The organism is Streptomyces sp. NPDC085596 (assembly GCF_044541565.1).
Taxonomy (GTDB): Bacteria; Actinomycetota; Actinomycetes; order Streptomycetales; family Streptomycetaceae; genus Streptomyces.
On the sequence record NZ_JBITTC010000008.1, the window covers coordinates 123,325 to 136,853 of the forward strand.

Annotated in this window: 11 protein-coding genes; 5 read left to right on the top strand and 6 right to left on the bottom strand. The window is 70.5% G+C overall.

Going from position 1 to position 13,529, the window contains the following annotated elements:
- Positions 1-35 precede the first annotated feature (35 nt).
- Complete coding sequence (locus tag ACIGA3_RS23275) at positions 36-2,378, bottom strand: transglycosylase domain-containing protein (RefSeq protein WP_399718820.1); 2,343 nt, start codon at positions 2,376-2,378, stop codon at positions 36-38.
- 234 nt (positions 2,379-2,612) lie between these two features.
- On the opposite strand from ACIGA3_RS23275, the gene ACIGA3_RS23280 reads away from it, so the two are divergent.
- The 3 genes from ACIGA3_RS23280 to ACIGA3_RS23290 are packed head-to-tail and all read left to right on the top strand — an operon-like array spanning position 2,613 to position 6,165.
- Positions 2,613-3,137 (top strand): PadR family transcriptional regulator, encoded by a 525-nt coding sequence (locus ACIGA3_RS23280; RefSeq protein ID WP_399718822.1) that lies wholly within the window; start codon positions 2,613-2,615, stop codon positions 3,135-3,137.
- A complete protein-coding gene (locus ACIGA3_RS23285; protein ID WP_399718825.1) occupies positions 3,134-3,823 on the top strand; it encodes an ABC transporter ATP-binding protein in 690 nt (229 codons plus the stop codon). The genes ACIGA3_RS23280 and ACIGA3_RS23285 overlap by 4 nt, the downstream gene beginning before the upstream one ends.
- Positions 3,820-6,165: an FtsX-like permease family protein gene (locus ACIGA3_RS23290; protein ID WP_399718827.1), complete on the top strand. Its 2,346-nt coding sequence runs from the start codon at positions 3,820-3,822 to the stop codon at positions 6,163-6,165. Before ACIGA3_RS23285 ends, ACIGA3_RS23290 begins: the two co-directional genes overlap by 4 nt.
- Before the next feature lie 3 nt (positions 6,166-6,168).
- Here ACIGA3_RS23290 and ACIGA3_RS23295 read toward each other — a convergent pair whose 3' ends face one another.
- Positions 6,169-7,137, bottom strand: coding sequence for a hydrogen peroxide-inducible genes activator (locus ACIGA3_RS23295; protein WP_399718829.1), 969 nt, complete (start codon positions 7,135-7,137; stop codon positions 6,169-6,171).
- Between the two features lie 135 nt (positions 7,138-7,272).
- On the opposite strand from ACIGA3_RS23295, the gene ACIGA3_RS23300 reads away from it, so the two are divergent.
- Entirely contained in the window at positions 7,273-7,827 is a 555-nt protein-coding gene (locus ACIGA3_RS23300; RefSeq protein WP_388996134.1) for a peroxiredoxin, read from the top strand.
- A 3-nt stretch (positions 7,828-7,830) separates the two neighbouring features.
- Complete coding sequence (locus tag ACIGA3_RS23305; protein ID WP_399718831.1) at positions 7,831-8,364, top strand: alkyl hydroperoxide reductase; 534 nt, start codon at positions 7,831-7,833, stop codon at positions 8,362-8,364.
- A gap of 22 nt (positions 8,365-8,386) precedes the next feature.
- Here ACIGA3_RS23305 and ACIGA3_RS23310 read toward each other — a convergent pair whose 3' ends face one another.
- The 4 genes from ACIGA3_RS23310 to ACIGA3_RS23325 all read right to left on the bottom strand — a co-directional run bounded on the left by ACIGA3_RS23310 (position 8,387) and on the right by ACIGA3_RS23325 (position 13,439).
- Positions 8,387-9,703, bottom strand: coding sequence for an AI-2E family transporter (locus ACIGA3_RS23310; RefSeq protein WP_399718834.1), 1,317 nt, complete (start codon positions 9,701-9,703; stop codon positions 8,387-8,389).
- A 145-nt stretch (positions 9,704-9,848) separates the two neighbouring features.
- Complete coding sequence (locus tag ACIGA3_RS23315; protein ID WP_399718837.1) at positions 9,849-10,565, bottom strand: transglycosylase SLT domain-containing protein; 717 nt, start codon at positions 10,563-10,565, stop codon at positions 9,849-9,851.
- A 402-nt stretch (positions 10,566-10,967) separates the two neighbouring features.
- Positions 10,968-12,293 (bottom strand): PhoH family protein, encoded by a 1,326-nt coding sequence (locus ACIGA3_RS23320; RefSeq protein WP_399718839.1) that lies wholly within the window; start codon positions 12,291-12,293, stop codon positions 10,968-10,970.
- A 372-nt stretch (positions 12,294-12,665) separates the two neighbouring features.
- Positions 12,666-13,439, bottom strand: coding sequence for an isoprenyl transferase (locus ACIGA3_RS23325; protein WP_399718842.1), 774 nt, complete (start codon positions 13,437-13,439; stop codon positions 12,666-12,668).
- Positions 13,440-13,529 lie beyond the last annotated feature (90 nt).

Here is a 13,529-nt window from a genome sequence, read left to right on the forward strand (position 1 = left end):
GCGTACTGCCGGGCGCCCTTCACGTGCAACAGGCCCTACTGGTCGTCGTCCCGCTGGTCGGGGTCGAACGGGTTGCGCGGGGTGATGCCCCCGGTGGGCGGCTCCGTGGTCGGTGGCGCGGTCGGGCTCTGGGTGGGAGGCGTCGGGGTCGCGGTGTCGCTCGGGGTCTCGCTGGGCGTCTCGGACGGGGCCTCGGAGGTCGGCGGTTCGCTGCTCGGCGTCTCCGACGGCGTCTGGGACGGCGTCTCGCTGGGGGTCGGCGGCGGGGTCGGGGCGACGGCGGCACCCTGGGTGGTGTCGAGGTCGAACTCGGCCCGCCCGGTCACGCCGAAGGTGTAGGCCGCCCAGATCCGGGCCGGGGGCCCGCCGCCGTTGACGCGGCCGCCGCCCATGGCGCCCTTGAGCGAGACATGGGCGTACCGCTTGACCTTCTCGCCCTCGCAGCCGGTGCCGCCGGCCTTGGCCGCCTCGCCGAACAGGCCGACCGAGGTGACGAGATCGGGGGTGTAGCCGGTGAACCAGGCCGAGCGGTTGCAGTCGGAGGTGCCGGTCTTGCCCGCCACCTGCTGCCCGGCGCGCAGCGCGTTGTCGGCCACGGACTGCCGGGCGGTGCCGTCGTCGACGACGCCGGTGAGCACGGAGGTCACGGTGTCGGCGGTGGTGCGGTCGAGCACCCGCTCGCCGACCGGGTTCGGCAGCTGGACCGTACGGCCCTGCTGCTCGGCCGACTTGATGATGCTCGGGGTGACCTTGCGGCCGTGGTTGTCGAGGGTGGCGTACATGCCCGCCATCTCCAGTGGGCTCGCGCCCATGGAGCCGAGGGTCTGCGCGGGCACCGCCTGCATGCCCTCGGTGTCCATGCCGAGCCGCTTCGCGGTGTCCATCACCTTGTCCATGCCGACGTCCACGCCCATCTGCGCGAACACGGAGTTGACGGACTTGTTCATGGCCGTCTGGACGCTGATCGGACCGTAGTTCGCGTTGTCCTCGTTCGGCGGCGCGAAGCCGACGCGGGAGCCGTGGTCGAGGACCTGGCGGCGGCTGGTGCCGTCGTAGACGGTGCTCGCGCCGATGAGCGTCCCGCTCTGGGTGGTGGCGCCGTGCTCCAGCGCGGCGGCGAGGATGACCGGCTTGAAGGTGGAGGCGGGCTGGTAGTCGCGGCGGGCGGCGTTGCTGTAGAAGTGGTCGTAGTAGTCACGGCCGCCGTAGAGCGCCACGATGCGGCCGGACTTGGGGTCGACGGAGACCGCTCCGGCCTGGACGTCGGCGTCGACGGGGCGCCGCTTCGGGTCGAGCTTGCCGGTGAGCTGCGTCTTGACCGAACTCTCCAGCGCTGCCTGCTTCTTGCGGTCCACGTTGAGGGTGATGGTCCAGCCCTGCTCGTGGACCTTCGCCTCCGCCTCGGAGCGGGAGATGCCCTCCTGCTTCATGAGCTGGTTCTGGAGCTGGGAGTCGGCGAGCGAGACCAGGTAACCCTTCTGGCCCTCCATGCCGGGGGCGCCCTTGGGCTCCTTGGGCACCGGGAACTTCAGGGCGGCGCGCTTGCCCTGGTCGAGCCAGTGCTCCTTGACCATGTTGTTCAGTACGTAGTTCCAGCGGTCGGTGACCAGCCGCTTGCCGGTGGGCGTGGCGGCGGCCCAGTCGTACTGGCTGGGGGCCTGGAGGAGGGCGGCGAGGTAGGCGCCCTGTTCGACGGTGAGGTCCTGGGCGTCGACGTGGTAGTACGCCTGGGCGGCGGCCTGGATGCCGTAGGCGCCGCGGCCGTAGTAGCTGGTGTTGATGTAGCCGGCGAGGATGTCGTCCTTGGACTTCTCGCGCTCCACCTTCAGCGAGATGACCATCTCCTTGAGCTTGCGGGAGACGGTCTGGTCCTGGCTCAGGTAGTAGTTCTTGACGTACTGCTGGGTGATGGTCGAACCACCCTGCTTGCCGCGCCCCGCGAGGGTGTTGAGCATGCCGCGCGCGGTGCCCTTCAGGTCGACGCCGGGGTCGGTGTAGAAGGACTTGTTCTCGGCGGCGACGAAGGTCAGCTGGACCTTGCGAGGCACCTTGGAGAGGTCGACTATCTCGCGGTTGATCTCGCCGTCGCGGGCGAGGACCGTGCCGTCGGCGTACTTGTAGACGTTGCTCTGCCGCTGGGCGGCCGCGTTGCCCGCGGGCACGTCGACGGACATGTACAGCGCGGCGAAGCCGGCCATGCACAGCAGGCACAGACCGAAGACCGTGCCGACGATCTTCTTCCAGGTGAAGAGCCGCCGTATTCGGCCCTTGGCGGGCTTGCCGCCGGAAGCATCGGAGGCCGGGGCTGATGAACGGCGTCCGGGTGCCGCGCGGTGGCCGCCGCGCTGTCGCGCTCGTCTCTCGTCCGCTCGTCCCATGGGTCCCTTGGCTCCGCTTCCGTCTCGGGGTCAGCTCCGAAAGCTAACACCCCTCTATGTGACAAAGAGCGTCCGATCCACTCTTTTACGGACGTGAGAATGAGCACCCACTCCAAAGGAACCGACGGGCGGGAAGGGCCCGGGGTTGCCCACGGGAATGCCCGGAAAAGCGGAGTTTCCCCTTCCGAACCCCGCTATGCACGCGAGGTATACACCGTGTGTAGAGTGCTCGCCATGTCCATCGGTCACACCCTTCTAGGGCTCCTGGAGTCCGGCCCCCGGCACGGCTACGACCTCAAGCGGGCCTTCGACGACACCTTCGGCCACGACCGGCCGCTGCACTACGGACAGGTCTACGCGACCATGTCCCGGCTGCTGAAGAACGGCCTCGTGGAGGTCGAAGGCATCGAGGCGGGCGACGGACCCGACCGAAAACGCTACGCCATCACCGACGCCGGCATCACGGACGTCGAACGCTGGCTCGCCAGCCCGGAGAAGCCGGAGGACTACCTCCGCTCGACCCTGTACACCAAGGTCGTCCTCGCCCTCCTGACCCACCGCGACGCCGCCGACATCCTGGACACCCAGCGCGCCGAGCACCTGCGCACCATGCGCGTGCTCACCGACCGCAAGCGCAAGGGCGACCTGGCCGACCAGCTGATCTGCGACCACGCCCTGTTCCATCTCGAAGCCGACCTCAGGTGGCTGGAACTGACCGCCGCGCGCCTCGACAAACTTCGCACGGAGGTGGTCGCATGACCCCGCCCGACGGCTCCCTGCTCGTCGCCCACGACCTGCGCAAGTCCTACGGACCGACCGCGGCCCTCGACGGCGCCGCCTTCTCCGTCCACCCCGGCGAGGTCGTCGCCGTGATGGGGCCCTCCGGCTCCGGCAAGTCCACCCTGCTGCACTGCCTCGCCGGGATCGTCCGGCCCGACTCCGGCTCGATCACCTACGCCGGACGCGAGCTGACCACCATGAGCGACACCGAGCGCAGCGCCCTCAGGCGCGGCGAGTTCGGCTTCGTCTTCCAGTTCGGGCAGCTCGTCCCCGAGTTGACCTGCGTGGAGAACGTGGCGTTGCCGCTGCGGCTGAACGGCACTCCGCGCAAGGAGGCCGAGCGGGCCGCGCTCACCTGGATGGAGCGGCTGGAGGTGGACGGCCTCGGGCGCAAGCGGCCCGGCGAGGTCTCCGGCGGCCAGGGCCAACGGGTCGCGGTGGCGCGGGCGCTGGTCACCGGCCCGCGGATGCTGTTCGCCGACGAGCCGACCGGCGCGCTGGACTCGCTCAACGGCGAGCGCGTGATGGAACTGCTCACCGACGCCGCCCGCTCGACCAACGCGGCCGTCGTCCTCGTCACGCACGAGGCACGGGTGGCGGCCTGGTCCGACCGCGAGATCGTCGTACGGGACGGCCGGTCACGGGACATGGAGCGCAGCGGATGAGCGTGCGGCAGTACGCCCGTGACCTGGGGATGGGGGCCCGGTTCGCCGTGACCGGGGGGCGCGAGGGGTGGGTCCGTACGGCGCTGACCGCGGTCGGCGTCGGTATGGGCGTGGCGTTGCTGCTGCTCACCACCGCGCTGCCCGGTGTGGTCTCCGCGCGCCACGCTGTCGAGGACCGCCGGTCGGACTACACGTTCGGCGTGAACGAGCGGCCCAAGGGCAACGACACCCTGCTGCTGACGGCCACCGACACCTGGTGGCGGACCAAGTCCATCCGGGGCCGCCTCCTCGAACCCGAGAGCCCAGGGGCCCCGATGCCGCCGGGGATCAACCGCTTCCCGGCCAAGGGCGAGATGATGGTCTCCCCCGCGCTGGGCAGACTGCTCGCCTCCGGCGACGCGAAGCTGCTGCGCGAGCGGCTGCCGTACCGGATCGCGGGGACCATCGGCTCGAAGGGGCTGCTCGGCCCGCGCGAACTCGTCTACTACGCGGGCGCCGAGGGCCTGAAGCCCAGGGCGGGCGGTGCCCGCACCGAGCGGCTGCGCTCGTTCGGCCCCCTGCGGTCGGAGACCGAGCAGGCCGATCCGGTGCTGCTGATGATGGTGCTGGTCGTGTTCGTGGTGCTGCTGATGCCGGTCGCGGTGTTCATCGCCGCGGCGGTGCGCTTCGGCGGCGAGCGGCGCGACCGCAGGCTGGCCGCGCTCAGGCTGGTGGGCGCCGACAGCCGGACCACCCGGCGGATCGCGGCGGGCGAGGCGCTGGCCGGCTCACTGATCGGGCTCGTCATCGGCACCGGGCTCTTCCTGGCGGGTAGGCAGGTCGCGGGTTCGGTGACGGTCATGGGCGAGAGCTTCTACCCCGCCTACCTCGACCCTTCCCCCGCGCTCGCCCTGCTGGTCGCGCTCGCGGTCCCGGCGTGCGCGGTGCTGGTCACGCTGCTGGCCATGCGCGGGGTGGTCGTCGAACCGCTCGGCGTGGTGCGGACGGCCGTGCCCGCCCGGCGCCGGCTGTGGTGGCGGCTGCTGGTGCCGCTGGCCGGTCTGGCGATGCTCTACCCGATGCTCGGCAAGGGCCACTCGGACGGCGACTTCAACCAGTACCTGGTCACCGCCGGTGTCCTGCTGCTGCTGGTCGGCGTGACCGCGCTGCTGCCGTGGCTGGTGGAACGCGCCGTCGCCCGGCTCGACTCCGGCCCGCTGTCCTGGCAACTGGCCGTGCGAAGGCTCCAGTTGAGCAGCGGTACGGCCGCCCGCACGGTCAACGGCGTCGCCGTCGCGGTGGCCGGTGCCATCGCGCTGCAGATGCTGTTCGCGGGCGTGCAGAGCGAGTACGTGAAGAACACCGGGAAGGACCCGTCCCGGGCGCAGCTGGAGATCGACCTCACCGACCACACCCGCGTCGGTCCGGCCGCCGCCGCGGTCGCCCGGACCAAGGGGGTGCGGGCCTCGGTGGGGCTGGCCACCACCTCGCTCGGCGAGAAGCCGCGCGACGCGGACGCCTCGCTCGACGTCGTCGTGGGCGACTGCGCCTCGCTGCGCGAACTGGCACATCTGCCGTCCTGCCGTGACGGCGACACCTTCGCCCTGAGCAGCCCGGAGTACGGCACCGCCTTCGACCGCGAGTCGCGCGACTCCGTCCTGCGCCCCGGCCACACCGCCTACATCGACCCCGCGTTCGGCGAGATCCGGGGACTCTCGGTGCCGCTCACCGTCCCGAAGCACCTGCGGTGGGCGAAGTTCCGCAAGGACTCGCTGATGCCGCGCGCCAACGGCCTGCTGGTCACCCCGGCCGCCCTGCCGACCGCGGCCGAACCGGCCCTGCGCGGCGAGATCTTCGTACGGATGGACCAGTCGCTGCCGGACGTGCAGGAGTACGTGCGCAACACCGCCGCGCGGGTCGACCCGGCCGCGGACATCCTGGCGGTGACACCGACCGAGACGTCCGCCCGGTACACCTCCCTGCGCACCGGCATGCTGATCGGCGCGTCCTGTGTACTGGTACTGATCGGGGCGAGCCTGCTGGTCTCCCAGCTGGAGCAGTTGCGCGAGCGGCGCAGACTGCTGTCGGCGCTGGTCGCGTTCGGCACCCGGCGCCGCACGCTCGGCCTGTCGGTGCTGTGGCAGGCGGCGCTCCCGATCGCGCTGGGCCTGCTGCTGGCCTCGGTGGCGGGCGTGGGCCTGGGCGCGGTCCTGCTGAAGATGTCGGCGGCCGAGGTGACCGTGGACTGGCCCAACGTCCTGGCGCTGACCGGCGTGGGCGCGGGCGTCGTCCTGGCGGTCACCCTGCTCACCCTGCCGCCGCTGCTCCGCATGACCCGCCCGGAGGGGCTGCGTACGGAGTAGTGGTCAGTCCGCCGCGCCCACGATCCGTACGGGCAGCGGACGCATCTCCTCGCGCAGGGCCGCGGCCAGCTCCTCGTACTCGGCGGAGCGGGCCGCGGCCGTGCGCATGGCGAGGGCGATACGGCGGCTCGGGGCCGGGGCGGCGAAGGAGCCGGTGAGGACCTTGCTGCCCCGGGTCGCCTCCAGGCGTATGGCGGTGCGCGGCAGCAGGGTGCAGCCGAGCCCACCCGCGACCAGCTGGACCAGGGTGGAGAGCCCGGCGGCGGTCGTGGTGACCGGGGCCGCGCCCCCGCCCCGGATCTCCCGGCCGGCCTCCCGGCAGATCTCCAGCGCCTGGTCACGCAGACAGTGCCCCTCGTCCAGCAGCAGCAGGTTCAGCTCGCGCAGCGCCTCGCGCGGGATGCCGCTGCGGCAGCCCAGGTCGTGGCCGAGCGGGGTGACGAGCACGAAATCCTCGTCGAACAGCGGGAGTTCGGCCACGCCGGGCACACCGAGGGGCACGGCGAGCAGCAGCAGGTCGAGCCGCCCGGAGTGCAGCCCCTCCAGCAGGCTGGCGGTCTGCTCCTCATGTACCTGGAGGTCGAGCTGCGGATAGCGTTCGTGCACCAGACGCAGCACGGTCGGCAGCAGATACGGGGCGACGGTCGGGATGGCACCGAGCCGCAGCACCCCGGTGAAGGGCGCCCGGACCGCCTCCGCCTCCTCCAGCAGCGCCCCCATCTCGGCCAGCACCGCCTTCGCCCGCACCGCGAGCCGCTCCCCGGCGGAGGAGAGCAGCACCTTGCGGGTCGTACGCTCCACCAGGGCCACCCCGAGGGTCTCCTCCAGCGCGGCGACCGCCCCGGACAGCGCGGGCTGGCTCATCCCGATGGCGGCGGCCGCGTCCCGGAAGTGCAGATGCTCGGCGACCGCCGAGAAGGCGCGCAGCTGCGCCAGCGTCGGCTGCTTCCGCTTGCCACTACTGATGGTCACTGATAGCCACCTCCGATCAACCAGACCGAGTGTAGCTATTTCACTAATCAATCCACCCTGTGCCACCATCGGCCCAGTCCAACCCAAGGGAGACATCCCGCGACCCGGGGTGTCCCCGCGCTGCAAGGAGAGCACGTGCTCACTGTCGGTGACAAGTTCCCCGAGTTCGAACTGACCGCCTGCGTCTCGCTGGAGAAGGGCAAGGAGTTCGGAACGATCGACCACAAGACCTACGAGGGCAAGTGGAAGATCGTCTTCGCGTGGCCCAAGGACTTCACCTTCGTGTGCCCGACCGAGATCGCCGCCTTCGGCAAGCTGAACGACGAGTTCGCCGACCGTGACGCGCAGGTCCTCGGCTTCTCCGGCGACTCCGAGTTCGTCCACCACGCCTGGCGCAAGGACCACCCGGACCTGACCGACCTGCCGTTCCCGATGATGGCGGACTCCAAGCACGAGCTGATGCGCGACCTGGGCATCGAGGGCGAGGACGGCTTCGCCAAGCGCGCCGTCTTCATCGTCGACCAGAACAACGAGATCCAGTTCACCATGGTGACCGCCGGCTCCGTCGGCCGTAACCCCAAGGAGGTCCTGCGGGTCCTCGACGCCCTCCAGACGGACGAGCTGTGCCCGTGCAACTGGAGCAAGGGCGAGGACACCCTCGACCCGGTCGCGCTGCTGGCTGGTGAGTGACCCATGTCCCTCGACTCGCTGAAGTCCCGCGTCCCGGACTACGCCAAGGACCTGAAGCTCAACCTGGGCTCGGTCATCGGCAACTCCGACCTCCCGGCGCAGCAGCTGTGGGGCACCGTGCTGGCGACCGCGATCGCCTCGCGCTCCCCCATCGTGCTGCGTGAGCTGGAGCCGGACGCGAAGGCGAACCTGTCGCCGGAGGCGTACGACGCGGCCAAGGCCGCCGCCGCCATCATGGCGATGAACAACGTCTTCTACCGCACCCGGCACCTGCTGTCGGACCACGAGTACGGCACCCTGCGCGCCGGTCTGCGGATGAACGTCATCGGCAACCCCGGCGTCGACAAGGTCGACTTCGAGCTGTGGTCCTTCGCGGTCTCCGCGATCAACGGCTGCGGTCTGTGCCTCGACTCGCACGAGCAGGTGCTCCGCAAGGCCGGCGTCGAGCGCGACGTGATCCAGGAGGCGTTCAAGATCGCCTCCGTGGTTCAGGCGGTCGGCGTCACGCTCGAGGCCGAGGCCGTCCTCGCCGAGTAGTCCCGCTGTACCGGGGCCTCGCTCACTCCTGGTGGGCGAGGCCCTCGGTGTTCTCCGGGGCTTCCCCGGACGGCACCTCGGTCTCGACGGCCTCCGGTTCGGGATCGGGAGCTGCCTGCGCCTGCTGGGAGTACTGCCGCAGATACCCCACCACCGTGTTCGTCACCGCCACCAGCGGTACGGCCACCACCGCGCCGCCGACGCCGGCCACCATGGCGCCGGCCGCGACCGTGAGGACCACCGCGAGCGGATGGACCCGCACCGCCCGGCCCAGGATGAACGGCTGGAGGACGTGCCCCTCGATCTGCTGGACCGCGAGCACCACCGCCAGGGTCATCAGCGCGGTGAACACGCCCTGCGTCACCAGCGCCACGACGATCGCGAGCGCGCCGGAGGCGACCGCGCCGACCAGCGGGATGAACGAGAACAGGAAGATGAAGACCGCCAGCGGCACCGCCATCGGCACATCGAGGAAGTAGATCCCGAGTCCGATGAATATGGCGTCGATCAGCGCGACCAGCACCGTGCCGCGCACATACGCGGTCAGGGTGGCCCAGGCGCGCGGGCCGGCACCGGCCACGCCCGGACGGGCGGCGGCGGGGACCAGCTTCAGGAACCACTCCCAGATCCGCTTGCCGTCGTACAGCAGGAAGAGCGTCGAGAAGAAGACCAGCAGGATGCCGGTCAGCGCCTCGACGACGACCTGAACTCCCTCCAGACCGGCCGAAGTTATCTGGTCGGTGTTGGCTCCGACGGCCTCGCGGAGGTTCTTGGCGATCTGGTTGATCTGCTTGTCGGTGACATGGAACGGGCTCTTCAGCAGCCAGTTGCGCAGATCGTCGATGCCGTTCTGGATCTGGCTGGAGAGGGTGTCGATGTTCTCCATGACCTGCCAGGTCACGAACCAGCCCAGCAGCCCGATGATCACGAAGCCCGATATGGCGGTCAGCGCCGTCGACGGACCACGCGGCATGCCGTAACGCATCAGCCGGGCCACGGTCGGCTGGAGCAGCGCGGTGACCAGCAGGGCGACCACGAACGCGAACACCACGAGCTGGACGGCGCTGATGACCCGCATCAGCACCCAGACCGTGCCGGCCAGGACCAGCAGCCGCCAGCCCGCCTCGGCGGCGACCCGGACACCCCACGGCACGGCGTGCGCGGGATCGGGGCGCGGGGCGGGCGGAGCGGGACGCGGCGCGGGGACGGCCGCGGCCTCGGGCGGCACGTCCGGTCCGGCGTGCTCCTTCTCGACCTCGGCGCGGCGCTCGTCCAGGCGCTCACTCATCTCGGTCAGGCCGGCACCTACCCGGCCGAGCCATCCTGGCATTCGCGTCATGTTCCGTACCCTTCCCCCGCGTCCCGGGCCCACTCCGTCGCGCTTCGTCACACAGGGGGAGCCGTCCGAGGACGACCGTACAGTGCGAAAGCCCCTCACCCCAGGAGGGGGAGGGGCTGCGCGGGGCCGGGCGTCAGGAAGCCGCTCAGTACCAGTGGTTGGCCTGCCAGAAGGTCCATGCCTCGCACGGGCTGCCGTAGCGGCTGTCCATGTAGTTGAGGCCCCACTTGATCTGGGTGGCCGGGTTGGTCTGCCAGTCGGCGCCCACCGAGCCCATCTTGGAGCCGGGCAGCGCCTGGAAGAGGCCGTAGGCACCGGAGGAGGCGTTGACGGCGCGGTAGTTCCAGCTCGACTCGTGGTTCACGATGTTGCTGAAGCACTGGAACTGGCCGGCGCCCACCATCTGACGGGCCATGGCCTGGATCTGGGCGACGGAGTAGCTGCCCTGGGGGGCGAAGCTGGAGGCGTCGCGGACATCGTCGCGGCTGGCGGCGGCGGCCTTGGTCTCGGCACGCTCCTTGGCCAGCTCGGCCGCCTTCTCGGCGTCCTTCTTCTTGGCGATGGCCGTCTCGGCGGCGGCCTTGCGGGCCGCTGCCTCCGCGTCCTTCTTGGCGCTCGCGTCGGCCGCGATGGCCTGCGCGTCGGCCTGCTGCGTCAGGGACGCGGTCTGAACCTGCGCCTGCTGATCCGCGGGGAGCTCAGCGAGGAGCGTGGCGTCGGCGGCCGTCGGCTCGGCGTCGTTGTTCTGCGCGACGCTGCCCGAGGCAACTCCGACGACGCTTCCTACGGCGGTGACCGCGGTGGCGGAGGCCACTGCGAATCCCCGGACCGAAATCCGGCTCACACGGTTTCCTTCCAGCATCGCCCGCTTCGGTGACCGTGGCGGACGCAATCTTGCCCCCGACACTGGCCTCCCAACTGAAGGGTCACAGGAGACACGGGCCCGGTGGGCAACTCCCGCACGGGGAGCGCCGCGTGATGCTCGGGCGGCATACGACGACGCTATGGAGTTGGCGACTTGCTCCGTCGGATCGCGCCTGCCGGTGGGCTGGAACGTGCCTCGGGGTACAGGTGTGTCGTATGCGGGGCCTGACAGGACTGAGACTCTGCCGTAACCCGGCGGCGAGTGGCAATTCCGGGTTGCGTGTGAAAGCTCACACCTCGTTTGGCCCAAGGGAATTCCGGAAACACCCGCGCACGCAAACGCCGCCCGGCTAAGCTCTTCGGCTTCTCCGGGCGGCGCCTGCGGCTGTCCGATGACGGGTCAGATGTGGCCGTCCTCCAGCATTTCGGTCACCAGCGCCGCGATCTGGGACCTTTCGGACCGGTTGAGCGTGACGTGCGCGAAGAGCGGATGCCCCTTCAGCTTCTCCACGACGGCCACCACGCCGTCGTAGCGGCCGACACGCAGGTTGTCCCGCTGCGCCACGTCATGGGTGAGCACCACCCGCGAGTTGGCGCCGATCCGGGAGAGCACCGTCAGCAGCACGTTGCGCTCCAGCGACTGCGCCTCGTCCACGATCACGAAGGCGTCGTGCAGCGAGCGGCCGCGGATGTGGGTGAGCGGGAGGACCTCCAGCATCCCGCGCGCCGTGATCTCCTCTATGACCTCCCTGCTGGCGACCGCCCCGAGCGTGTCGAAGACGGCCTGGGCCCAGGGGCCCATCTTCTCCGCCTCGCTGCCCGGCAGATAGCCCAGCTCCTGCCCGCCGACCGCGTACAGCGGACGGAAGACCATCACCTTCTGGTGCTGACGGCGTTCCAGGACCGCTTCCAGGCCCGCGCACAGCGCCAGCGCCGACTTGCCGGTGCCGGCGCGGCCGCCCATGGAGAGGATGCCGACGTCCGGATCGAGCAGCAGGTCGAGCGCGATGCGCTGCTCGGCGCTGCGGCCCTTGATGCCGAACGCCTCCCGGTCGCCGCGCACCAGCCGGACGTTGCCCTCCGGGGTGACACGGCCGAGTGCCTTGCCGCGCTCGGACTGGATGGTCAGTCCGGTGTGCACGGGCAGCTCGGACGCCTCGGGGACGAACACATGGCCTTCCTCGAAGAGGATGTCCACCTGTTCACCGGGGAGCGTCAGTTCGGACATGCCGGTCCAGCCGGAGGAGTCCGTGATGGCGAGTTCGGCGCGGTACTCCTCGGCCAGCAGACCGACCGAGGACGCTTTGATCCTGAGCGGCAGGTCCTTCGACACGACGGTGACGTCGAATCCCTCGGCCTGGAGATTGCGGGCCACCGCGAGGATGCGGGAGTCGTTGTCCCCCAGGCGGTAGCCGCTGGGCAGCACGCTGGGGTCCGAGTGGTTGAGCTCGACACGGACGGTCCCGCCGAGTTCCCCGATCGGGATGGGGGCGTCGAGACGGCCGTACCTGACCCGGTAGTCGTCCAGCAGGCGCAGGGCCTGGCGGGCGAAGTAGCCGAGCTCGGGATGATGCCGCTTGGCCTCCAGCTCGGTGACCACGACGATCGGGAGCACTACCTCGTGCTCCTCGAACCGGGTCACGGCGTTGGGGTCGGCCAGCAGGACGCTGGTGTCGAGAACATAGGTGCGCCGGTCGGGCTTGTGGCGCTTTGTGCTGGTCACCACGGAAGGACGTACCCCCTCGGATGAGGTCGGGGAGCGACGAAGTGGAACTGGACCGGTCATAAGGCCCCCGCGTGCGGCGGGCCGGTGACCGGCCCTCCGCGGCTGCTTCCGTGCGGGCGACGCACGGTCGGGCTGGTGCAAAGGGCCTCCCGGGCGGGCGACCCCGTGCCGCCCGCTGAGTCCGACGCCCGTGGTTCGGGTGTCGGCCTGAGAGCGTTATGCCCTCGAACTCGCGCGACCATGCAGAAGCGGCCACCGGCAGGCCGGTGAACTCCCTGTTACTTCCGGGCGAGGCCGGGTACAAGGGACACCCCGCCGGGCCGGTGGCCGACGGGGTGCGTGGAGTGTCCTGGTACGAGGCGAGGGTGCCGGTCAGCCGCCGTAGCGGCGGTGACGCGCGGCGTAGTCGCGCAGGGCGCGCAGGAAGTCGACCTTGCGGAAGGCCGGCCAGAAGACCTCGCAGAAGTAGTACTCCGAGTGGGCGGTCTGCCAGAGCATGAACCCGGAGAGCCGCTGCTCACCGCTGGTGCGGATCACCAGGTCGGGGTCGGGCTGGGCGCCGGTGTAGAGGTGGCGGCCGATCATGTCGACGTCGACGGACTCGGCGAGGTCGGCCATGGTGACGCCCTTGTCCTGGGCGTCGGCCAGCATGGAGCGCACGGCGTCGGCGATCTCCTGGCGGCCGCCGTAGCCGATGGCGACGTTGACCACTATGCCGTCGACGTGGGCGGTGCTCTCCTCGGCCTCCTTGAGGGTCTGCTGCATCCCGGCGGGCAGCAGATCGCGGGTGCCGACGTGGTGCACGCGCCAGCGGCCGTCCTCGGCGAGGGTGCGGACGACTCCGTCGATGATGTCCAGCAGCGGACCCAGTTCGTCCTGCGGCCGGTCGAAGTTGTCCGTGGACAGCAGCCAGAGGGTGACGACCTTGACGTCGGTCTCGCCGCACCAGCCGAGGAATTCCTCGATCTTCTCGGCGCCGGCCCGGTGGCCGTGGACCGTGCTGGAACCCGCGGCCTTCGCCCAGCGGCGGTTGCCGTCCATGATCACGCCGATGTGCTCCGGCACCGCCGCGTGGTCCAGGTGACCTTCCACCCGGCGTGCGTAGAGCCTGACCAGCAGGGAGCGCAGCTTGTCGCGCAGGTTCACGTGAGAGCCCCTCCAAAACGGCCGCGGTTGCGGTCCCCGCGAGGGCCGAGCCTACCCGCGAGGCTCGCACCCAAGAAAAACGGGCCGGTC